General features: G+C 56.4%; 18 protein-coding genes. 3 read left to right on the forward strand and 15 right to left on the reverse strand.

What is annotated here, in order from left to right; all coding sequences use genetic code 11:
• Positions 1–11: 11 nt before the first annotated feature.
• The 3 genes from SELSP_RS10710 to SELSP_RS10720 all read right to left on the reverse strand — a co-directional run bounded on the left by SELSP_RS10710 (position 12) and on the right by SELSP_RS10720 (position 3,055).
• Positions 12–1,304: an ATP-binding protein gene (locus SELSP_RS10710; RefSeq protein WP_013741038.1), complete on the reverse strand. Its 1,293-nt coding sequence runs from the start codon at positions 1,302–1,304 to the stop codon at positions 12–14.
• A gap of 209 nt (positions 1,305–1,513) precedes the next feature.
• Positions 1,514–2,518, reverse strand: coding sequence for a WYL domain-containing protein (locus tag SELSP_RS10715; RefSeq protein WP_006193889.1), 1,005 nt, complete (start codon positions 2,516–2,518; stop codon positions 1,514–1,516).
• A gap of 111 nt (positions 2,519–2,629) precedes the next feature.
• Positions 2,630–3,055 (reverse strand): hypothetical protein, encoded by a 426-nt coding sequence (locus SELSP_RS10720; protein ID WP_013741039.1) that lies wholly within the window; start codon positions 3,053–3,055, stop codon positions 2,630–2,632.
• Positions 3,056–3,286: 231 nt separating this feature from the next.
• Between SELSP_RS10720 and SELSP_RS10725 the strand changes: the two genes are divergently transcribed.
• Complete coding sequence (locus SELSP_RS10725; protein ID WP_006193887.1) at positions 3,287–4,789, forward strand: sensor histidine kinase; 1,503 nt, start codon at positions 3,287–3,289, stop codon at positions 4,787–4,789.
• On the forward strand, positions 4,786–5,490 hold the full coding sequence (locus SELSP_RS10730) for a response regulator transcription factor (RefSeq protein WP_006193886.1): 705 nt from the start codon (positions 4,786–4,788) through the stop codon (positions 5,488–5,490). Before SELSP_RS10725 ends, SELSP_RS10730 begins: the two co-directional genes overlap by 4 nt.
• 81 nt (positions 5,491–5,571) lie before the next feature.
• Here the strand turns inward: SELSP_RS10730 and SELSP_RS10735 are convergent, their stop codons facing one another.
• The 3 genes from SELSP_RS10735 to SELSP_RS10745 all read right to left on the reverse strand — a co-directional run bounded on the left by SELSP_RS10735 (position 5,572) and on the right by SELSP_RS10745 (position 8,127).
• Positions 5,572–6,372, reverse strand: a complete 801-nt coding sequence (locus SELSP_RS10735) for a MetQ/NlpA family ABC transporter substrate-binding protein (RefSeq protein ID WP_013741040.1) — start codon at positions 6,370–6,372, stop codon at positions 5,572–5,574.
• A gap of 74 nt (positions 6,373–6,446) precedes the next feature.
• Entirely contained in the window at positions 6,447–7,100 is a 654-nt protein-coding gene (locus SELSP_RS10740; RefSeq protein ID WP_006193884.1) for a methionine ABC transporter permease, read from the reverse strand.
• The gene (locus tag SELSP_RS10745; RefSeq protein ID WP_174261631.1) at positions 7,090–8,127 is read right to left on the reverse strand and encodes a methionine ABC transporter ATP-binding protein; all 1,038 of its coding nucleotides are present in this window, start codon (positions 8,125–8,127) and stop codon (positions 7,090–7,092) included. Before SELSP_RS10745 ends, SELSP_RS10740 begins: the two co-directional genes overlap by 11 nt.
• Positions 8,128–8,464: 337 nt before the next feature.
• On the opposite strand from SELSP_RS10745, the gene SELSP_RS10750 reads away from it, so the two are divergent.
• Positions 8,465–9,661 carry a helix-turn-helix domain-containing protein gene (locus SELSP_RS10750; protein ID WP_006193208.1) on the forward strand — a complete coding sequence of 399 codons (1,197 nt, stop codon included), beginning with the start codon at positions 8,465–8,467 and terminating at the stop codon, positions 9,659–9,661.
• Positions 9,662–9,943: 282 nt separating this feature from the next.
• On the opposite strand, the gene SELSP_RS10755 is transcribed toward SELSP_RS10750, so the two are convergent.
• From SELSP_RS10755 to SELSP_RS10795, 9 genes are all read right to left on the reverse strand, one after another.
• The gene (locus SELSP_RS10755) at positions 9,944–11,512 is read right to left on the reverse strand and encodes a ClC family H(+)/Cl(-) exchange transporter (protein WP_013741041.1); all 1,569 of its coding nucleotides are present in this window, start codon (positions 11,510–11,512) and stop codon (positions 9,944–9,946) included.
• A gap of 88 nt (positions 11,513–11,600) precedes the next feature.
• Entirely contained in the window at positions 11,601–12,713 is a 1,113-nt protein-coding gene (locus SELSP_RS10760; protein ID WP_006193211.1) for an aldose epimerase family protein, read from the reverse strand.
• A 6-nt stretch (positions 12,714–12,719) separates the two neighbouring features.
• Positions 12,720–14,423, reverse strand: a complete 1,704-nt coding sequence (locus SELSP_RS10765) for a putative bifunctional diguanylate cyclase/phosphodiesterase (RefSeq protein WP_006193212.1) — start codon at positions 14,421–14,423, stop codon at positions 12,720–12,722.
• Between the two features lie 171 nt (positions 14,424–14,594).
• The gene (locus SELSP_RS10770; protein ID WP_006193213.1) at positions 14,595–16,607 is read right to left on the reverse strand and encodes a penicillin-binding protein; all 2,013 of its coding nucleotides are present in this window, start codon (positions 16,605–16,607) and stop codon (positions 14,595–14,597) included.
• A gap of 316 nt (positions 16,608–16,923) precedes the next feature.
• Positions 16,924–17,403 carry a 23S rRNA (pseudouridine(1915)-N(3))-methyltransferase RlmH gene (gene rlmH, locus SELSP_RS10775; RefSeq protein WP_006193214.1) on the reverse strand — a complete coding sequence of 160 codons (480 nt, stop codon included), beginning with the start codon at positions 17,401–17,403 and terminating at the stop codon, positions 16,924–16,926.
• The gene (locus SELSP_RS10780; RefSeq protein ID WP_006193215.1) at positions 17,400–18,515 is read right to left on the reverse strand and encodes a S1C family serine protease; all 1,116 of its coding nucleotides are present in this window, start codon (positions 18,513–18,515) and stop codon (positions 17,400–17,402) included. The genes rlmH and SELSP_RS10780 overlap by 4 nt, the downstream gene beginning before the upstream one ends.
• Before the next feature lie 363 nt (positions 18,516–18,878).
• The gene (locus SELSP_RS10785; RefSeq protein WP_009646616.1) at positions 18,879–19,670 is read right to left on the reverse strand and encodes a hypothetical protein; all 792 of its coding nucleotides are present in this window, start codon (positions 19,668–19,670) and stop codon (positions 18,879–18,881) included.
• A 125-nt stretch (positions 19,671–19,795) separates the two neighbouring features.
• Positions 19,796–20,878, reverse strand: a complete 1,083-nt coding sequence (locus SELSP_RS10790; RefSeq protein ID WP_006193219.1) for a hypothetical protein — start codon at positions 20,876–20,878, stop codon at positions 19,796–19,798.
• 102 nt (positions 20,879–20,980) lie between these two features.
• Positions 20,981–21,403, reverse strand: coding sequence for a YkvA family protein (locus tag SELSP_RS10795; RefSeq protein WP_006193220.1), 423 nt, complete (start codon positions 21,401–21,403; stop codon positions 20,981–20,983).
• Positions 21,404–21,720 lie beyond the last annotated feature (317 nt).

Consider the following 21,720-nt stretch of genomic DNA (forward strand, 5'->3'; position numbering starts at 1 on the left):
TTCCCTTTCCTCTATTCTTCCTTCGTCGCTTGCTGCGAATACGCTATGTCAGACTGCTTCGACAGTTCATCAAACATATGGAAAACTCGTCGAATGTCATCCTTTGAAATGCTCATCAAGGGTAAATCTACATAATAACAACCCCGCAAGCCAGCGTGTTTTTCCGAGTCATTGATATCTCTTTGATGTAACGTCATAGTCATTCCATCCACACCGATATCGCGAGTATTCCTTTCTGTATTCGCAGTGTCATCAAGTGCCTCTACTAAGTCTTTCCTAGTGAGATTTTTTGAAACAGCATTTGACGAAACATATCTCAAAACGCTGAAAGTTGGATTCGACGGATGTTCTTCATTTGCGTTCGTCAAAAAGATATTCACTGCATACAACGACGTGTCCCCGCTACCGGAATTTGCTTCTTTGCTAAACGTCAGCCAAAGATCATCCACAATACCGGCGTACGTCTCTTCATACCTCTTGATAAACGTATATCCGCATTCCTGGGATTTAGAATGTATAGCCTTGAGCAATTTATCTACATTTCTGTATGTCATAAAAACCACAAAGGCGGCATCCTTATAGTTCTTTGTATAATCCTTATGATTCAGCATAAAGTATCCCTTCTTTTCTATTGACTGATCTGGTCTATCTGAAATGCCGTTTGTCATAGACAAAAAGGGTTCGAACCCCTTTCTTGTCAATAATCTTACCAAATCACATATCATCAATTTCTGCCCAAAGGTATATTTGCTTCCTTTCCCCCCATGTAAAATGTCCTTCATCGATTGCAATATATCTTCCCAACTCGCAAAAACGAAATGGACTCCTTGCTTGCTTATATCCTTCCTATATTTACGGTAAACCGATATGCATGATTCATGCTTCGCAATGAACAGCAGGATTTTCTTTTTATCTTTGGGCAAATCGCACAAAATGTTTGCTTCGCGAATGAGCTGATCGTCTGAGGACAGTCCGCTCTGAAACTTTACCTCAATGCCAATATAGCAATTGTCAAATTCCAACAAAACATCCAATTCCCCCAGATCGTGTTTCGGCCAGAATTTGATATGCTCCTCATCTCTGATATTTGTGCAATTCACGTTTTCTATGAGCTGAATTGCAGCCTGTGATTCAGCCTGCTGCTTCTCCGATTTGCGTAATGCCCCGCATAGTATGGGCTGCAATCCATCACAAAAATCCATGTACCTTAATGTACCGAAAAAATCTCCGGTCAGTTTATCCTCCAAACTGTCGGATAGGTTCGAGCCCGATCGGCTGATTTTTCCATAAAATTCCTCGACCATGAGTACCTCCTTAAGGAAACGCTGATAAAATGAAGTTGCCCAGATTTGCACAGATGCGCTGATCCTATCGAGGAGACAAACCGCAGGCGTAGCAGTGCTACGTCGAGGATTTGTCGACGACGAGAGGACAGAGCAGATGTGTGAAGATGGGCGGCTGAATTTATCAATGGTTCCTTACGAAGCCGTTGACACTCCCGCCCCAATTTGCGTTATTCCATCTCACCTGACAGATACTTCTTTCCCATATCCCTTACCACCTTACGAATCTTATCCCGCAGGCTTTTCGGCTCTAAGATCTCCGCATATTTTCCATACTGCAACGCCCAATATTTCATCGCCTTTTCGTTGCAGGCAACGGAAACGATGAGTTCATCCGCATCCTCCTGCACAATGCGGAAATCCTTTCCGAACCAGTCGATCAGCTGGCCCATCATTTGATCCCAGACGCGCATCTTCACCTGCACGCTCGGACCGCTGAACATATAGATGTGCTCTGCCATGTGCTTGGGCAAACTGTAGCCTTGGGCAAAGTCCTCCACCTGCTTCTTCGGCTTGGCCTTGTCCTCAAGCATTTTTACTTTCGTCATGCAATCCAGGCGATAATGGGAAATATTATTGTATTTATCATAATTGCCAAGCAAATAATATCTGCCTTGATTTGCCACCATCTGATACGGACTTACGATGTACGGTTCTTCCCGCTTGGGGTGCAGCTTGAAGTCCTTGCCATAGCTGTTATAAATGAAGCTGACTTTCCGCCCCTGCTCAATGGCATCGTTCAGCACATCCAAATTCAGCAGGACTTGCTTGTTGTCCGAGTGTATGAGTTTCGGCAGATGGGAAACGTGCTTCACTTTGGCATGGAAGTATTTGTTTCCAAGCCCTACCAGCTTCTCAATCAGCCGTTCGGCCTGTGCGCCGGAAAGCGTGCGGGAGAAGAGGACGCTGTCGATCAGCATCCTCAGTTCCGCATCCTCAAACTGGCGCGACGTAAGGCAGACGCCGCCTTGCAGGGAAATCTCATACCCCATATCCTTAAGGAGCATAAGATTGTTCTTGACCGTCTGCCGAGTGCATCGAATACCATAGTTTTTTTCCAGCAGATCCACGATTTCCAGCTGCGTCAAGCGGTGGTCGCTGTCCGTATACTGCTCCAAAATCTCCAGGATCAGCATGTTCAGGAGCTTCTTGTCCTGCCGTCCATAGGGATACATACGCTCACATCCTCACATCTAACTCACATCTAACTCACATCTAAATGCAGACACTTTCGATGCGATATGTGTCGATTCCTGCTATTTTTTATCGTCGGGCAGGTTTTGCTGCTAGTCGAGGAGAAGTCCGTCCAATTCGACAAGTTTGGCATGAATGTCAAAACCGCATTCGCCCTCCTTGTAAAGCACGGTGGAAGATTCCGACCATCCGCCTCCCATCTGCTTGCCTCGGACATACAATGCACACGCCTTCTGCACATCAAACGCTTGGGGCGGGAGATGACCTTCCCGAACCGCCATTCCGTCCATGAGCACGGGATACCCCGTGATGTCGAGCATGGGGCTGGCATTCTTATCCGGCTCGTCATCGTACATATACAGCTCAAATGCCCCCTCATAGCTCCGCTTGTCTACCTCGGAGTGCGCCTCATTTCGCACGAAATATCGGGGAATCGTGCGGATGCCATAGCCTTCGATGGAGTCTAGCCTTATCCGATCGTCTCCAAATCGAATAAATGCATGTTCCTTTCTGTTCATGGTGATTTCTCCCTTCATTACGATAGGAAAACCTTTCTGCTCTTGCTGATTACAGTATATCATATCCGATGTTAAAAATTTTTACCTTTCTTTCCATATACTCCTTGACCTTTTTGCCGGCAACTGCTATCTTGGAAGAAGCAGAGGCGGAAACATGTCCGTCAACCGGCGAATCAAGCGCCTTAGGAAGCAGCTTAACCCTTGTTGCAGTAAACGAAAAAGGAGGCCTCCATGCTCAAACTCCGAGACATTTCCCTCAAAAAGCGCATCCTCATGACCAACTTCCTGATGATCGCGCTTCCCGTCGGCTTCCTGCTCGTACTCGGCGGCTTGCTCTTCGCGGGGCTCAAGACGACAGGCACGATCCGCGAAGCGGAGCTTGCGCTCCTGTGGCAGGACAAGCGCGAGGCTCTGTCCATACAGCTCGCCGTCAGCTCCCTCAAGGCGAAGGCAGATCGCGGCAAGAAGGTCAGCGAGATGGAGGCGGACTGCCGCGCACTTGAGCGATGGGGGATCGATAGCCTCATCGCGAAGAACGGCGAGATCGTCTACGCCTCGCCCGGAGCCGACCCGCAGGAACTCCTGCAGGACGTCCAAATTCTCGCCGACGGCTCTCGCTCCTTCCTGCGTTGGGATGAGCGCGGTCTCGCACTCCTCTATCGCGCCGAGAAAACGCGTACCGTCATCATCGCGCGCGGCCTCATCCCGTTCCACGCTCGTGCACCAAAGGAAGAAGATTCGCTGCACGATGTATGGGAAATCCTCGCCTACATCTTCCTCGCGGCCATGGCCATCGTCATCACTGCGCTCGGCCGCTATCTCGCACGCCTGCTCTCCGAGCAGATCCTCTCGCCCTTGGAAAAGCTTAAGACCTCCGCCGAGGAAATTCGCCGCGGCAACCTTGACGCCTCCCCCGCCATCGATTCGGCGGACGAGATCGGCGCGGTCGGCCGCTCCTTCGACTTCATGCGGCAGGCGCTCAAAGAGGAAAAGGCGCGGCGCGAAAAGTATGACGAGAACCGCAAGGAACTCATCGCGGGCATCTCGCACGATCTCGCGACGCCCCTGACCGCCATCAAGGGCTACGCGAGCGGCATCCTCGACGGCATCGCCAAGAGTCCGGAGAAGGAACGCCGCTACATCGAGCAAATTCACGAAAGCGCCTGTCTGATGGAAAACATGGTCGAGAACCTCTTTCTCTTCTCGAAGCTCGATCTCAAGAAGATTCCCTTCCATCTGGAAAGCGTCGCCCTCGCTGACTACCTCGCCGACTTTGCAAGAGATCGAAGCGACCTGTTCGCCGTGCGCGGCCTCGCGCTTTCCTTTTCTTCTGACGGCAAGCCGTGCCGCGCCGCCATCGACCGCACGCAGTTCCCGCGCGTTCTTGAAAACTTCCTCGAAAACAGCATCAAGTACCGCCGCGAATACGTGCCCGCCGCGCTTCACATCCACGTCGAAGAAGCGGAAGAAACCGTCCGCCTGAGCTTCACCGACAACGGGCAGGGCGTGCCGGAAGAAGCCTTAGGCAAGCTCTTCGACACCTTCTACCGCACCGACCGCGCACGCACTGACACGAGCAAGGGCAGCGGCTTGGGTCTGGCCATCGCGCGTGAGATCATCTGCGCCTGCCACGGCACGATACATGCTGAGGCAAATCCTGCAGGCGGACTCATCCTCAAGATCACCCTGCCGCGACAAAAAGAAACGACTGAAGAAAGAAGGGGCGACGCATGAAACGCATCCTGATCATTGAGGACGACAAAGCGATTGCAGAGCTTGAGCGCGACTACCTCGAAGCCAACGACTTTTCCGTGGAAATTATCTCCGACGGCAAAAATGGCGAAGAAAAGGCTCTCGCCGAAGACTTCGACCTCATCCTGCTCGACCTCATGCTGCCAAGTGCGGACGGCTTCGCCGTCTGCCGCGCCATCCGCCAGAAAAAAGACACGCCGATCCTCATGGTCTCGGCACGTCAGGAGGAAATCGACAAGGTTCGCGGCCTCGGCCTCGGCGCCGACGACTACATCGTCAAGCCCTTCAGCCCCAATGAACTCACGGCTCGCGTCAAGGCGCATATCGCACGCTACGAGCGCCTCACGCAAAAGACGGTACAGAAATCGGACAGCATCTTCACCGGCGGACTCGAAATCTGCCCCGAAGCGCGCCGCGTCTTCACAGACGGCAAGGAAGTCTCTCTCACGCGCCGCGAATTCGATCTCCTGCTCTTCTTCGCGGAGAATCCCGGCATTGCTTTCAGCAAAGACAAGCTCTTCGACCGCATCTGGGGCATGGACGCCCTCGGCGACACGGCGACCGTCATGGTTCACATCAACCGCATCCGCGAAAAGATCGAACCGAACCCCGCCACGCCCGTCTATATCGAAACCGTCTGGGGCGTCGGCTACCGATTTCAGGGCGGCGGGCACAAAGGTTAAAACGTCTCACGACGCATCGAAACACAAAGAAGGAGCTGCCGCACCATCGCGGCAGCTCCTTCTTTGTGTTCGATTCCTATCTTAGAACGCGGGGACGATCGCGCCCTTGTACTTCTCGTCGATGAACTTCTTGACTTCCTCTGATCTCAGCGCCTTCATCAGCGCCTGGATCTCGGGACGCTTCTCGTCGCCCGTGCGCACGGCGACGATGTTGACGTAGGGCGAGGTGCTGTCTTCCATGAAGAGCGCATCCTTCGTCGGAACGAGGTTCGCCTGCATCGCATAGTTCGTGTTGATGACGGCGGCATCGACGTCATCGAGCGTGCGCGGCACCTGCGCGGCTTCGACTTCCTGGAACTTGAGGTTCTTCTTGTTCTCCGTGATGTCATGCACCGTCGGGTTCGTGCCCGAGCCTTCCCTGAGCTTCAAAAGGCCGGCCTTTTCAAGGAGCAGGAGCGAGCGGCCGCCGTTCGTCGGATCGTTCGGGATGGCGACGGACGCACCGTCAGAGAGTTCGTCGAGCTTCTTGATCTTGCGCGAGTAGACGCCCATCGGCTCGATGTGGACGCCGCCGGCGTTCGCGAGCTTCATTTCCTTGTGCTCGGAAATGAAGTTGTCGAGATACGGCAGATGCTGGAAGAAGTTCGCGTCAAGCTCCTTGTCGTTCAGCGCGACATTCGGCTGCACATAGTCGGTGAACTCGACGATTTCAAGCTTGTATCCTTCCTTTTCCAAGAGCGGCTTGATCGTCTCAAGGATCTCGGCGTGCGGCACAGGCGTCGCGCCGACCTTGATGGTCTTGGAGTCGCTCCCTCCGCCGCAGCCCGCGAGGGCGAGGACAGAGAGCGTGAGCGCAGCGAGGATAACGAATAGTTTCTTCATGATTTTTCCTCCTTGTGGATGGGATTCTCCGGTGAAAGCCGACGAGGCTGCGCCTTCGCCCTCTTTCATGAAAGTTACTTTTTATTCAAGCCGTTCGCCAGGCGATTGCCCAGGAACTGGACGATTTGCACGAGGACGATGAGGATGACTACGGTCGCGATCATGATGTCGGGGCGGAAGCGCTGATACCCGTAGCGAATCGCGAGGTCGCCGAGGCCGCCGCCGCCGATTGCGCCCGCCATCGCCGACTCGCCGACGAGGGCGATGACGACGGTCGTGAGCTGAGCGACGATGCTCGGCATGGACTCAGGCAGAAGCACGCGCCGCACGATCTGATAGGGCGTAGCGCCCATCGAGAGCGCCGCTTCGACGAGTCCTGCGGGCACTTCCCGAAGCGACGTCTCGACCTGCCGTCCGATGAACGGGATCGAGGCGAGGACGAGCGGCACCATCGCCGCCGTCGTGCCGATGGACGTGCCGACAATGAAGCGCGTGAACGGGATGATCGCAACCATCAGGATGATGAACGGGATCGAGCGAAGCGCGTTGACGACAGCGCCGATGGCGCGGTTCAAAGGCATACATTCGAGGATCTGTCCCTTCGCCGTCGTTGCGAGCAGCACGCCGAGCGGGATGCCGATGAGGCTCGCGACGATCATCGAGACGACGACCATGTAGACCGTCTCGCCGAGCGCCTTCGTAAGGAGCGGCAGCATATCAGCGGACATAGCCGATCACCTCCTTCGTGAGATCGCGCGTATCGAGGTAAGCGAGCGCACGGTCGATCTCCGCCTGCTCGCCCTTGATGCCGACGATCATGCGTCCGTAGGGCACGCTCTTGATCTGGTCGAGCGTGCCGTAGAGAATGGACACCTCGATGGAAAAGCGCCGTATGACGTCGGCAATGACGGGATCGTCCGCGCGTTCGCCGAGGAACGTCAGGCGAAGGAGCAGCTCGCCGCCCTCGACAGGCTCAGGCGAAAGCTCCTTCTTGCGGTAGTTGATCGGCAAATCGTTCGACAGGAGCGTGCTGACGAACTCGCGCGTGATTCTTTCTTTCGGCTTCGTGAAGATGTCGAGCACGGAGCCTTTTTCGGCGATGACGCCGCCCTCGATGACGGCAACCTTGTCGCAGATATCCTTGATGACCTGCATTTCATGCGTGATGATGACGACGGTCAGGCCGAGCTTCTTGTTGATGTCCGCGATGAGATGCAAGATCGACTTCGTCGTCTGCGGGTCGAGCGCACTCGTCGCCTCGTCGGACAAGAGCACCTTCGGATCGGACGCGAGCGCCCGCGCGATGCCGACGCGCTGTTTCTGCCCGCCCGAGAGCTGCGCCGGGTACTGCTGCGCCTTGTCGGCGAGTCCGACGAGCGAGAGGAGCGGCTCGACCTTCGTGCGGATCTGCGCCTCGTCCGTGCCGGAAAGGCGCAGGGGGAAGGCGACGTTGTCGTAGACGGTCGCCGAAGAAAGCAGATTGAAGTGCTGGAAGATCATGCCGATGCCCTTGCGCTCTTCGCGAAGCTCCGCCTCACTGAGCGCGGTCAGATCCTTGCCGTCAACGACGACCTTGCCCTCCGTCGGCCGCTCCAGCATGTTGATGCAGCGAATCAAGGTCGACTTGCCCGCGCCCGAAAGGCCGATGATGCCATAGATCTCGCCGCGCTCGATTTCGAGGTCGACGCCTTTGAGCGCCGTGACCTCGCCCGCCGCGCTCTCGTAGCTTTTCTTGATGGCAGCAAGCCTTATCATGCTCATAAAATCACATCCTTGTGACTGCCGCTTTCGCAGCAGTAAAATTCATACCAAATTTATATGATTTGCATGTTATCACAGTACAGGCCTCTTGTCAAGAACATTTCTGACGACTGCCAAAAAGTCGCCTGCGTCTCTGCCCGCCACATACACTCTATTCTACGCGATTCGTCTTCTTTTGTATAGTCAAAAAACGCGTGCAGCGTCGAAATGCTGCACGGGTAAATTTCCAAAGTAAATCCCACATAATAGGTCACTAACGGGATTTACTCTGAGAAGAATTTATGGCTGAATTTAGTGTGAGAAATCTCTCTACACAAAGGAGGCTGTCATCATGAAGCAAGCAGACAACAACAAGAAGAACAAGCACCTTACTGCACAAGACCGCCAGGAAATCATGAACGGGCTCGACAGGGGATTGTCCTTCAAGGCGATCGCCCTGCTCGTTCAGAAAGATCCTACCACCATATCTTACGAAGTGAAGCGACATCGCAAAGAGCACCGCAATGCGTTCGTGCAAACAGACGAACTCTGCCCCTTGCTCGAAAAGGCACCCTTCGTCTGCAACGCCTGCCCCAAGCGCCGTTCTGCTAACTGCCGCTTCCTCCGCCTTCTCTATGTCGCTCCGCAGGCACATGCCGAATACGAAGCGCTCCTGCACGATGCACGCGAAGGCATTCCGTTGAACCGTGCGTCTTTTTACAAGCAGGATCGCATCATTTCCTCTTGCATTGAGAAGGGGCAGCACATTTATCATATCGTCGCTTCTCACCCAGAGCTCAATGTGTCTCTCAGCACAGTTTATCGGCATTTTTCCAAGGGATATTATTCGGCTTCCAAGATTCACCTTCCACGCGCCGTAAAGTTCAAGCCTCGCAAAAAGAAGCGGGCGGATGTCGTTCCTTCTGCCATAAAGAAGGAACGCACCTATGCGGATTTCCTCGCTCATATGGAACGGGAAGGGCTTAGCGCACATACGCAGCTTGATACCGTTATCGGAGTTTCAGGCGGCAAAGTCATCCTCACCGTCCACTTCACTGCGTTCAATTTCATGTTCGGGCTTCTGCTCGAAAACAAGACGGCTGTGCAGGCTGCCTTGAAGTTCCAAGAGGTCAAACGAACTTTGACTGCAGGCGGTTTTGCTTTTCCTGCCCTTATGCCCGTGATGCTTACGGACAACGGTGGAGAGTTCTCCGATGTTTTCGCCTTTGAGAACAATCTTGAGGGGGAAAAGGAGGCCTGCCTTTTTTTCTGCGATCCCATGCAGTCTTACCAGAAGGCGCAAATTGAGAAGAATCACACGCTTTTTCGCGATATTGTGCCGAAGGGGTCTTCTTTCGACCATTTCACACAGGATACCGTCAATTTGATTTTTTCGCACATCAATGGCGTCCGTCGCAACATTTACAGCGGCAAGTCTCCCTATGAGATGTTTACGTTCGCTTTTTCCGAGGAACTGGCTGCTCTTTTGGGCATCTCGTATGTTGCGCCGGAAGATGTCGTGCAGTCTCCTAGACTTCTAAAGGGCTGATCTTGCGCTGCACATCTTTCTCATAGTAAATCCCGCCAGGGTGGAACTTACTCTGAAAAGCCTCGCTTTTCGGAGTGCGAAGCATGTCCTTCTTTCTAGCTTATCCCTTATGGTTCGGTCGCTTTTAAGACGATATTGTGCTCAGGTCATCCATTGCATACAAATTCTGATGCTTCTCGCACTTACTCCTATCGGCTTTCTTAGACTAAATCCCATAGACTTACATCAGCGGAAGTTACTTTGCGAATTTACGGAAATGCTGCACGCAGAAGCACATCTCCGTCAGTCGCGCGAAAAGCCGCCGCTTGCCTCCCCTGCCGCTCTTTCCAGCGCGCCAAGCTCGCCCTCCTCGGTCAGCACATAGAGCATGTCGCCCGCCTTGAGCATGAGGCTGCCCTGCGGCAGAAGCTCGATCGTGCCGCGCCGCACATTCATGACGTGACCGTGCGCTCCCCAGTCGATCGCCGAGACGCATCGCCCCTCCATCGCGCTTCCCGCTGCGACGCAAAGCTCCGCCATGACGCGGCGGCGCGAGCCTCTCGCGCCCTGCCCCCGCGAACGCTCGTAAAGCTCGTCGTAGATGGGTCTGCCACCCGTGAGGTCGTTGACGAGCGCGGCGCAGGCGGCGACGCAGACGACAGCGAGCAGGTGCTCAAAAGAGCCGGTGATCTCCATGATGAGGAGGCTCGCCGTCAGCGGCGCCTTGATGCTTCCCGCGAAGAAGCCTGCCATGCCGAGGACGACGAAGGTCGGGCAGAGCGCCGCGGGCAGAGCGCCGAGCGCAACTGCCGCCGCAGAGAAGAGCGCACCCGAAAGCGCACCGAGGACGAGGACGGGCAGAAAGATGCCGCCCGGCACGCCCGAGCCGTAGCAAAAGACCGTGAAGAGGAACTTGCCGAGAAAGATGACGAGGATCGCGCCGAAGACGAGCGGCTCCTGCACCATGCGATTGACGAGAAAGTTGCCGCCCGAAAGGATCTCAGGCAGCAAGAAGCCGAGAACGCCCGCCGCGAGGAACGGAATCGCCGTGCGAAAGCCGAGAGAAGGCACGAAGCGCCCCCAGGTGTCGAGCGCGAGGCAGAGCACGCGGTTGAAGAGCCTGCCGAGCGCACCCGAGAATACGCCGAGCAAGAAGAGCAGCAGATACGCGCCGCCGAGCGGCACGGCGGGCACGGAGCCGACGGCGAACATCGGGCCGACGCCGAAGATCTCCTGCGTCACGAAGCCTGCGGCGATGGCAGAGCCAAGGACGCCCATGAGCATCTGCGGAGAGAAGTTCTTCGCCAGCTCTTCGAAGGAAAAGACGAGGCTCGCCAAAGGCGCGTTGAAGATGGCGGCGAAGCCTGCGCCAGCACCCGCCGTCAAAAGGAAGCGCTCCTCGGCACGCGAACGCCCGGCCGCGCGGCTGACGCCTGCGCCCACGCAGGCGCCGATCTCGACGCTCGGGCCGCCGCGCCCGAGCGACAGTCCCGCGCCGATGCCGAGCACGACGCTGGCGAACTTGCCGAAGAGCACGCGCGCCCAGCGCAAGTGACTGTCGCCGCGCAGCACGCCCTTGAGGTCGGGGATACCGCCGCCGCCGACCATGGAGTCAAGCTGCATGAGACGACGGACGATGACGGAAAGCGCAAGGAGCGCGAGAAAATACCCCGCCGTCCAGAGCGGCGAAGCGTCGCGCAGGAAGTCGTAGAGCATGGGACGCAAATGATCGGCGCTTTCCAAGAGCCAGTGATAGAGCGCGATGACAGCGCCCACGAGGACGCCGATCAGAAGCCCGTCGGCGAAGAGCCGCAGGCGAAAGTGTGCGGGCTGTTTCACATAGAGAAGCGCACGCTCAATATTTTCCGGCATCGTATCTTTCCCTCCCAAACGAAAAGCCGCGCAGTCTCAAAGGATGCGCGGCTCTTGACGCTTGCTCAAAACGGCTCGCTTATGGGCGTCACGCCAAGCCAAAGGCGAACACCGTCCGCGCCTGCCACTTCTTGCCCGAGCGCAGGAGCGGCTGCGGGAAGTTCGCATGATGCACGGCATCGGGGAAGACCTGTGCTTCGAGCGTGAATCCCGCGCGCGGAGCGAATGCCGCGCCCGCCTTGCCCGCGAGCACGCCGTCGAGATGGTTGCCCGAGTAGAACTGCACGCCGGGCTGCGTCGTGTAAGCGTGCATGTGGATGCCGGTCTTTTCAGCATAGGCGTGGGCAAGCTTATACAGCATCTTGTAGTCGACGGGGCACGCGGCGTCCTCGCCGAGACCAAGCTCCCTCGCCTCTTCTTCAGCAGGCGTTTGGTCGAGCACGAAGTTGTGGTCGTAGCCGCCCGCCCAGCGCATCTGGCTGAACGGCGCGTCGATGCGTGCGCCGATCTCCTTCATCTCACGGAAGTCGAGCGGCGTCCCTTCGACGAGCAGGATGCGCCCGTCGGGAATCAGCTCATTGTCCGTCGGCGTGTACTTCTCGGCGAAGATGCGGATCTTATGGTCGAGCACCGAGCCGGAACTGAAGCCTTCGAGATTGAAATACGTATGATGCGACGGATTGCAGATCGTGTCGCCGTCCGCCTCCGCTTCATAGGAAAGGACGAACTCGTTCTTCTCGGAGAGCGCATACGTCACGGCGAGCTTCAAGTCGCCCGGGTAGCCGCCCTCGCCCGCAGGACTCAGGTAGCGAAGCACAAGCGCCCCGTCCTTTTCCTCCGCCGCCCAGACCTTCTTGTCGTAGCCGCCCAAAGAGCCGCCGTGCAGATGATTCCTGCCCTCGTTGCACTCTAAGACGTACCGCTCGTCGTCGATCGGCAAATCGCCGAAAGCGATGCGCCCCACGGAGCGCCCGACGATCGCGCCGAAATACTTGTCGTCCGCCTCGTAGCCTTTGAGATCATCGTAGCCGAGCGCCACGTCGATGCTCTTGCCCTCTCTGTCGGGCACGATGAGCGACTGCACGCGTGCGCCGTAGTCCATGATGCGAGCCCTCATGCCACCGCTGTTCTCCAACGTATAAAGCGTGATGAGCCTGCCGTTCTTCAGCTCGCCGAACGCTTCCTTCGTGATCTTCGCCATCTGCTATCACCTCCCTGCTTCTTTCTCTATGAGTGCCGTAAAATCCTCCCTCGCCATAGGTTTTGCAAAATAATATCCTTGAATCTTGTCGCAATCGATGCTCGACAAGAAATCAATCTGCGCCTTCGTCTCCACGCCCTCGACGACGACGCTCATCTTGAGATCGTGCGCCATCTCGACGACGCGCCGCAAGATGGTGGGCGCGCGCTCAGAATCTTCGAGATTTTGCACAAATCCCATGTCGATCTTCAGAATATCGACCGTCACGTTCTTGAGCATGTTGAGCGAGCTGTAGCCGCTGCCGAAATCGTCCATGAGAATCGTGAGGCCGATGTCGTGCAGCCGTTTCAGGACGCTTAAAAGCTGCACCGGATTGTCCGTATAGGCGGACTCCGTAATTTCCAAGCGCAGGAGCGAAGGATCGAGCCCGTACTTCTGCAGAAGGCCGACGACCGTATCGCAGAAATCGTTGTCGTAGAAGTTCAGCCGTGAGACGTTGACGGAGACCGGCACGACGGGAAGTCCCTCGCGGATGCGCTCGGCGAGCATACGACAGACCTCCTCCCACGCGAAGCGGTCGAGCCGCACGACGAAGCCGTTGCGCTCGAAGAGCGGCACGAAGCGCACGGGCGGAATGACGCCCGCCGTCGGATGACGCCAGCGCACGAGCGCCTCGGCACTGACGGCGCGTCCTGCCTTGATGCTGTAAATCGGCTGGTAGTACACGCAGAACTGCCCCGAAGAAAGCGCCTGCTCCATTTCGCGGAGCAGCATTTGCTCTTCGAGCAGCGTCTCGCGCATCTTCTCATCGTAGTAGGCATAGCGCTTCTTGTAGAGACCCTTGACCGTATTGAGCGCCATGTGGGCGCGGTCACACATCTGATTGACGGGCACCAGGACGTCATCGACCGGATAGATTCCCGCATAAAAGAGGATGTTGTTCTTGATGCCGAGGGAGAAGATCGCACTGTCTATGCCTTCGAGCAGGATGTCGATGTCAAGCATATCCTCGGGCATGCAGATGGCGAAATGGTCAGCCTCCATGTGAGCTGCGACGCCGATGCCCTCAGTGATCGTCTTGAAATACGTGCCCGCCGTCTTCAAGATCAGATTTCCCGTTTCGATATGGAAAAGGTCGTTGATGATCTTGAAGCAGTTGATGTCAAAATACAAGATATTGTAGCGCACGCTGCGGTTCTGCTGCAAAAGCTCGACCGTCTTCTCGTAAAACGCCTCGCGGTTGTACACACCGGTCAGGGCGTCGATCTCGATGTGGTGGCGCATCTCCAGGATCTGCCGCTCGCGCGCCGCCTGTTCAAGTTTGCGCCACTCGTTCTCCATGCGCGCCATGACGTTTTTCACGCGGCATCGCACGATTGTCGGATTGTACGGCTTCGTGATGAAATCCGCCGCCCCCATCTCCATCGCACGCACCTCGACGGTACGTTCATTGCGCGCCGTCGTGACGATGACGGGAATCGCCGACAGACGCTCGTCGTGCTTCAAGCGGGCGAGCAGGTCGAAGCTGTCCGGTCCCGGCATCACGAGATCGAGCAGGATGATGTCGACGGTCTTTTCCGCGAGCAGCGCCATCATCTCATTGCCGTCCGCCGCCTCCAGAAGATCGTATTCCGCTTTGAAAAATTGCGCGAGAATGGCACGATGCATCTCCACATCGTCCACGATCAGCATCACAGGTTTCTTTTCCATGAGACTACCTTTCCTGTCATAAAGAGCCGCTGATTCCTCAACGTTTCCATAGGAATCATTTCTCCTATATTCTATCACAAAGCGAGCATAAGTAAAAGGTCTTATTTTTTGTTTCGTTAGTGCAAAAGGCAGGGAAAAAGAGGGGGCAAGTCGGTCAACCTGCCCCCTCCTTCATGGCGAAAAGACGACCGTGACCGTCTCGCCCGGATCGATGACGCTGTAGGCGGGCGCACTCTGGTAGCTTGCCCTGCCCGAGCCTTCGGCTTCGAGCGTCACGCCAATCTCGGCGAGCTTTTCCGCCGCCTCGCGGATCGTCAGGCCGTCGAGGTCGGGCATGACGACCTTGCCGCTCGGCACGACGTCGGGCAGGCGCGGCTTCTTCTTCGGCGGCGCCTGCGCTTCTTTCTGCGCACGCTTCTCGTCCATCTCGACGAAGGGATCGCTCGACGGTTCGATGTGCATGTAGCGGAAAATCTGCGAAAAGATTGCGCCCGCGACGGGTGCCGCGATCTGTCCGCCGTAGAAGTTGCCGCCTGACGGATCGTCGAGAATGACGAGCACGACGACCTTCGGATCATCGACAGGCGCAAAGCCGCAGAACGACGCGATGTAATGACCGTCCATGTAGCCCGCACCGTTCGGACGAATCTTCTGCGCCGTACCCGTCTTGCCGCCGATGCGGTAGCCCTTGACCTGCGCCTTCTGTCCGCCGCCCGCCGCGACGACCTGCTCCAAAAGCCCGACGAGCGTCTTCGTCGTCGCCGACTGCAGCACGCGCCGCACCTCGTCGCGCTTCGTCTGCAGGTAGGTCGAGCCGTCGGCGTTGCGGATCTCCTTGACGATATGCGGCTTCAAAAGGATGCCGTCGTTGGCGATCGCCGCCATCGCCGTCACGAGCTGCAAAGGCGTCACGGCGATGCTCTGTCCGATCGCCATCGTCGCCATATCCGAATCACGCATGTTCTCCGGCTCGAAGAGGATGCCGCCCTCCTCCGCCGGAAGCTCCACACCCGTCGGCTCGCCGAAGCCGAAGAGCTTCGCGTACTTTGTGAGCCTTTCGGCGCCGAGATCGAGTCCGACGAGCGCGAATCCCGTATTGAGCGAGTTTTTGACGACATCGGTGAACGTCACCGTGCCGAAGCTCTCGCCGTTCCAGTTCTGTATGCGCCTGCCCGAGACCATGACGTAGCCGGGATCGACGAAGATCTGGTTCGGCGTGACAATCTTCTCTTCGAGCGCCGCGCCCGCCACGACGGACTTGAAGGTAGAACCCGGCTCATAGATCGAGGAGACGGCGAGATTCTTCCACGTCTCGCTCGAATACTTGCCGAACTCGTTCGGGTTGTACGAAGGCCGCATGGCGAGCGCGAGGATATTGCCCGTCTTGGGATCCATGACGATCGCTGTCGCATGCTGCGGCGCGTTCTCCGCCATCGCACGGTCAAGCTCCTGCTCCACGATGAACTGGATGTTGCTGTCAATCGTCAGCGTCACCGTCTTGCAGCGATCGCCCGTATACGTGTCCGGCATGAAGAGCGAGCTTAAAATCGGGCGGCTCTTCATGTCCGTGAGGATGAAATTTTCCTCCTCAACACCCTTGATCAAGCCGTCGAACTGCTGCTCAATGCCGTCGAGTCCCTTGTCGTCCGTGCCGACGAAGCCCAAGACGTTCGCCGCGAGTACGTCGTTCGGATAGTAGCGCTTCGCCTCCTCGCGAAACCCCAGGCAGTCGCCGTACGATTTTTCGCGGATGAGCGCCTTCACGGCATCCGACATGTACGGCTCCATGCGGCGCTTGACCCAGACGAAGCCGCCGCCCTGGTCGATGTCTTCCAAGATGTCCGCCTCGTTGAGGCCCACGATCGGCGCGAGGTCGGCGGCAAGCTGCGCCGCATCCCCGACATGGCTCGGGTCGACGAAGAGCGACTTCGTCATCGAGGAAACGGCAAGCTCCCTGCCGTTCGCATCGAGGATCGCGCCGCGCGGCGACTGCGCCACGCGCTCCTCCCCCGACTGCATGCGCACGCGCTCCGACATCTCCGATCCCTTGACGATCTGCACCCAGCCGTAGCGGCAGAGCGTCAAAAAGAACAGGGAGAGCACGAACAGAACCACGATCTGCACGTTGTCGCGCACGCGCCGCCTGCGCTTTTCCGCGCGCTCCGCCTTATTTTTCACGTTCAAGCTGAAAACCCCTTGTCGTTTTTGTTTTCTATTATAGCATAGTTATGGTATAATGTAAGTGGTGCTATCCAAGCGGTAGGCGGTCGATTCTTAGCCCCTGAAAGGGGGCGTTGCTTATGGAACTGTACGATTTTTTGTCGTTGGTTTTCCTCGTGACGATTTGCGTCGTTGCGTTAAAAGCAAAATAAGAATCCCCCGCCACGAGCGACCAACTTAGGCGGAGGATTCTCTTCCACATGAGACAGGGGCTGACCGTTTACCGATAGCACCTTTTCTAGTTTTATTATACGACAGAACCGTGACCAAGTCAAACTCTTCACCAATGATACTTCTCGCCGCGGTTGATCTTGAACGCGCGATAAATCTGCTCGTAGAGCAAGAGCCGCACCATCTGATGCGTGAAGGTCATCGGCGAAAATGAAATTCTAAGATCGGCGCGATCTCGCACCGCTGGCGACAGGCCGAACGCGCCGCCGATGAGGAACGTGAGGTCGCTCTGCCCTTGAAGCGCGAGCGAGGCAAGCTCTTTTGCAAGCGCTTCCGACGAAAGGAGCTTCCCCTTGACATCGAGCACGATGAGGAAGCTCCTCTCCGGCACGAGACGCAAGAGACGCTCGCCCTCTTTTGCGAGCGTCTGCTGCCTTTGTGCTTCGGATGGATTTTCCGCCATGTATTCTTCGCGCGTTTCCAGAAGCTCCACAGAAGCGAACGGAGCGAGGCGCTTCTCATACTCAGCGACGCCTTCCCTCAGGTACTTCTCCTTGAGCTTTCCCACAGCGACGATGCGGATCTTCATCGATTCGACTGCGGCATTTCCTTGAGCGTCACCGTCACCGTTTCCTTCTTGCCGTCCCTCTCGATGACGAGTTTGACCTGATCGCCAACCTTGTGTTCCGCAACAGCCGCGCGGAGATCGGCGACGGTGTTCGTCTCCTTGTCGTCGATCTTCAGAATCAGATCGCCGCGCATGACGCCCGCCTGATTTGCAGGGCCGCCGAGTTCGAGATGCTCAACGTAGACGCCCTTGTCCGCATTCAGCGTGTAGCCGGCGCGTGCCGCCGTCTCCTTGTCGAAGATGCCGACGCCGAGGTAGGGGCGCACGACGTAGCCGTTCGAGAGAAGCTGATCGATGATCTCCTGCACCGTGTTGATGGGGATGGAAAAGCCAATGCCCTCGACGCCGTTCGCCGCAATCTTCGCGCTGTTGATGCCGACGACCTCTCCGTCCGCATTGACGAGCGCACCGCCCGAGTTGCCGGGACTGATCGCCGCATCCGTCTGGATGAGCTTCAAGCGGCGCTCACTGATGTCGAGCGTGCGGTTCAAAGCGCTGATGACGCCCGCCGTCACTGTTCCTTGGAACTCAAGCCCCATCGGATTGCCGATGGCGATGGCCGGCTCTCCGACAACGAGATCATCGGAATTGCCAAACTTCGCCGTAGGCAGCCCCGTGGCCTCGATTTTCACAACGGCGATGTCCGTAAGCTCGTCCGCTCCCACAAGCTTCCCCTTGAAACTGCGCCCGTCCGGAAGCGAGACAGTGATCTCCTTCGCACCCTGGATCACATGGTTGTTCGTCACGATGTAGCCGTCGCTCTTGAAGATGACGCCCGAGCCGACGCCCTCCGTCTCGACCGGCATATTGAACCAGTCGCGCACGACCGTCTTGTTCGTGATGCCGACGACGGCAGGGCCTACCGCGCGTGCCGCACGAACCGCCGGCGTGTTGCGAGCATCCGACAAAGGCTTCTGGCTCGCCGCCTGCTCTACGGCAATGCCGCCCGCAACGGAATTTTCCTTCTCCTTCGCCGTGCTGTCCGAGCAGCCCGCAAAGAGCACAGCGCCGACGACGAAGACGCCAATCGCGCCCGAAAGAAGCTTCTTCTTCCTATTCCAAAAACAAGTCATGCAAAACCCTCCTCCAATTTCGGGGCGCGAGCGAAACCTTGCGCCAACATCGCCCACTCTTCGGGAAGAATGGAACGCTTCCGCACTTCCCTGAAAATGAATCACAATCTACACGCACAAACGTCCACTTCGTGGACATTGTGCGCCGTCCTTAGTAAAGTCATTATAGCACGCTTTGCATCTTTCGCAAGCGATGCGAACATGTTTCAGCAAACTGTAACGTAAACGACGGGACGTTTCCCTGCTCCACCGCTTACATTACAGTTTGCTGCCCTGCGCCCTGCCGAGGAAAAACGCGCTGCAATGCAAAAGCCGATGCACGAACTCTTGCCATGCATCGGCTCTTCTCTTTTCTGCTTCGGCTCAGAGCGCAGCGCCCGCCGCCTTCTTCTGCTGTGCATCCTGCGCAGCTGCCGCGGCATCCTTCGGCGCAGCAGCCTTAGCCGCATCCGCCTTCGGTGCATCGTCCTTCTTCACGAGCTTGTCGAAGCGCCCCATGATCTCGTCGTATGTCTTGCCCGTGATCTCCGGCATATCCTTCTTGCCCGTCATCTGCTTGAAGTCGATTCCCGCCTGCTTGAAGCCATCCTGCACCGCAGAGCGCAGGGCTTCAAGCTTCTTCGGATCGTCGCCCGCAATCGACGTCGCCATGCTCATGATGCGGTCAGCCACTGCCTTGACCGACCAGTCACCGCCGTCGGCAACCGCCTTCGCCGCTTCCTCCGGCGTCGTCGCGACATCGGGCAGAGCAAACTGCGCCGTCAGCACCTTGCGCCCGTCGAAATTCAAGAAACCCACGCCATCCTTCTGCCATGCCTGAAGCTGTGCATTCTGCTCCGTCATGGTCTTGATGAGGATATTGTAGCTGTTGTCGATATCATCCTGCAGAGCCTTGACCTCGTCTGCCGTCAAGCCCTTCGTCTTGCCGCCCTTCGCCGGCTCGTCCGTCTCGGCGGCTTTTGCGTCCGCCGCCTTCTTTTTCGCAGCGTCAGAAATCTTCACGTCAAAAGCAGCGCCTGCATCCTGCGCCGTCTTCGCCGCATCTGCCGCACCGCCCTTCGCCGCTTGTGCCGTCTGCACGCGCTCTGCCTGCGGCAGCTTCGCCGCACTCTGATTCATGGCATACGCCATCTTGCTCATCGCTGTTACATCCATGTTCATTCCTCCTTGCATATCTCCAAAATGCCCCATCCTATGGGCATCTCTTCATGTATCGTTATTTTGACGGAAAAAATAAGCATCGCACTCGGTCAAACGATGCTTATTCCCTCTCGATCTTCCTATCGCAACGAGCGTATCTCCGTCAGAAGAAGGTTAATCGTCGTGACGTTGCGCGTTTCATACAATACCTCCGTGCAGTTCGCGCTGCTCTCCGTCCCGTTCGCCGTCGTAATCATGCCGGGAATCACCTCGCCGTTCTTCACCTCGTATTTCACCAAGATCGGCATGCGGTGCATCGTTCCTTTCCAGACGCCGGCGGCAGCGTCATGACTGCGCGGCGCATCGTAGATATCGAGCCAAAGAGTCAACGAATATTGTCCATCGCGATTGTTTTTGATCGGATCCACGGGAATATCTGCCGAAACCGCGGCCTTCATGCCGTCCGCCGCATTATAAATCAAGTAGCGGCCGCTCCTGCCTGCCGGCCGGACGAGGCATACGCCCGAGCCGTCTCCCGTCCCCTTGCTCATAGCGACGACCTCGCCATCGAGACCGCACTGCCTTGCCAGCGAGCGATACTTCTCCACCGCCGCATCTTTCGCAGGCGGCGCAGCGCTCTTGCCATCGCTTTGGCTCGCTGCAGCAGGCGCATCGTCGCGGAAAGCCGCCTCTTTGATTTTCTTCAGCGCCTTATCCAATTCCTGCCCACGATTTGCCTGTTGTGCAAAATTCATCATGCTCAGCGTACTTTCAGGATCCACATCCCGTATAAGCTGCAGTATATCGCCATAAACATCCCATAAGTCACTGCGCATATCCTCGAATTTCACGACGATTCCGTGTGAATCATCCGAAGCACGATACTCACAATAAGCGGTCACCAGTCCGAAATAGATTCTTGAAAAAATTCCTCCTACAAGAGGGATTTTCTGTAAGAACAACGCATGGCCCGCCGCATTCTCAATCGTATGCTCAAGCCCTTCCGTCTTCTGAATATGCTCGCGCAAGATTTTTTTCTGAGAAGAATCCTTCTCCATCCTCTGAAGAATGTCATTCGTCGTTTGATCGACATCCTCACTGAACATACTGCTGACAGCCGCCCCCGCGAGATCAAAGGCGTCGCCGATTCCTGCATAAGCCGGCGCAGGGCAAAGCCCCAGCCACAGCGCAAGCACTGCCGCAATGATTTTCTTCATCTCCATCCCCCGTTCTCCCCTTGGCCAAAACAATCCAACTGCCGATGCACTAATCCGTCAGAAAGGCCCTGATCTCATACATCTTCCCCGTAAGATCCGCCTTGAGCATCAGACCGATTTATGCCCCTCCTCTTCCAACTTTCGCAAAATCTCCTCACCGAACAAACTGCGAATCTTCTCCCGCGCTTTCATCTTGATCTCATCGGTGATGTACATCTGCGCCAAAAGCAGCGCCGTTCCCAAGGCCACCGCATCATCTGCGTATCCCGCAACAGGCGTGAAATCCGGAATGAGATCGAGCGGGGAGATGAGGTATCCCAGCGACCCGTAAATGGCCGCCTTGACCTTCGTCGGGCATTGCGGCGACTGCGCGACATAAAAAAGCTGCAGCGCCTTGTAAACGAGATTCGCACCGATCGCCGCCACATTCCCCTGGATCTTCTCCCAAAGCCCCTTCTCCGAGTACTTCTCCTCGAATGTCCCCATATCGATATTGTTGAAATCTTCTGCATTCACATTTTTCCCAAACACGATTCTTCCCTCCTCAAGAATTTTAATTTTCCCTCAAAAACGCCCTTCTCGCATATTACATAAGATTCTCTATTTTTCACCTCTTTCCTGCCGCAGCTCCATCTTTCTGCGAGATTTTCTCTCTGCTGCAAGTATAACGGATTGACACGCACTTGCGGTCGCCCGTCGTGCGACATCTTGCAGCTCCAAATATAACAAACGGCATAGACAGGTTTTATCCATGCCGTAAAATCCTACTCATATCCTCCCCATGGCGGTGGATATAATTCAATTCTTTCTTAATAAAATTTTGCCATCCGCCAGCTTCTGCACCTTGT

Source organism: Selenomonas sputigena ATCC 35185 (assembly GCF_000208405.1).
Classification (GTDB): Bacteria; Bacillota; Negativicutes; order Selenomonadales; family Selenomonadaceae; genus Selenomonas; species Selenomonas sputigena.

What these genes read in the sequence shown, in the direction of transcription:
- SELSP_RS10710 (WP_013741038.1), bottom strand. Translation starts at nt 1,304, where the DNA reads ATGGTCGAGGAATTTTATGGAAAAATCAGCCGATCGGGCTCGAACCTA.
- SELSP_RS10715 (WP_006193889.1), bottom strand. Translation starts at nt 2,518, where the DNA reads ATGTATCCCTATGGACGGCAGGACAAGAAGCTCCTGAACATGCTGATC.
- SELSP_RS10720 (WP_013741039.1), bottom strand. Translation starts at nt 3,055, where the DNA reads ATGAACAGAAAGGAACATGCATTTATTCGATTTGGAGACGATCGGATA.
- SELSP_RS10725 (WP_006193887.1), top strand. Translation starts at nt 3,287, where the DNA reads ATGCTCAAACTCCGAGACATTTCCCTCAAAAAGCGCATCCTCATGACC.
- SELSP_RS10730 (WP_006193886.1), top strand. Translation starts at nt 4,786, where the DNA reads ATGAAACGCATCCTGATCATTGAGGACGACAAAGCGATTGCAGAGCTT.
- SELSP_RS10735 (WP_013741040.1), bottom strand. Translation starts at nt 6,372, where the DNA reads ATGAAGAAACTATTCGTTATCCTCGCTGCGCTCACGCTCTCTGTCCTC.
- SELSP_RS10740 (WP_006193884.1), bottom strand. Translation starts at nt 7,100, where the DNA reads ATGTCCGCTGATATGCTGCCGCTCCTTACGAAGGCGCTCGGCGAGACG.
- SELSP_RS10745 (WP_174261631.1), bottom strand. Translation starts at nt 8,127, where the DNA reads ATGATAAGGCTTGCTGCCATCAAGAAAAGCTACGAGAGCGCGGCGGGC.
- SELSP_RS10750 (WP_006193208.1), top strand. Translation starts at nt 8,465, where the DNA reads ATGAAGCAAGCAGACAACAACAAGAAGAACAAGCACCTTACTGCACAA.
- SELSP_RS10755 (WP_013741041.1), bottom strand. Translation starts at nt 11,512, where the DNA reads ATGCCGGAAAATATTGAGCGTGCGCTTCTCTATGTGAAACAGCCCGCA.
- SELSP_RS10760 (WP_006193211.1), bottom strand. Translation starts at nt 12,713, where the DNA reads ATGGCGAAGATCACGAAGGAAGCGTTCGGCGAGCTGAAGAACGGCAGG.
- SELSP_RS10765 (WP_006193212.1), bottom strand. Translation starts at nt 14,423, where the DNA reads ATGGAAAAGAAACCTGTGATGCTGATCGTGGACGATGTGGAGATGCAT.
- rlmH (WP_006193214.1), bottom strand. Translation starts at nt 17,403, where the DNA reads ATGAAGATCCGCATCGTCGCTGTGGGAAAGCTCAAGGAGAAGTACCTG.
- SELSP_RS10780 (WP_006193215.1), bottom strand. Translation starts at nt 18,515, where the DNA reads ATGACTTGTTTTTGGAATAGGAAGAAGAAGCTTCTTTCGGGCGCGATT.
- SELSP_RS10785 (WP_009646616.1), bottom strand. Translation starts at nt 19,670, where the DNA reads ATGGATGTAACAGCGATGAGCAAGATGGCGTATGCCATGAATCAGAGT.
- SELSP_RS10790 (WP_006193219.1), bottom strand. Translation starts at nt 20,878, where the DNA reads ATGGAGATGAAGAAAATCATTGCGGCAGTGCTTGCGCTGTGGCTGGGG.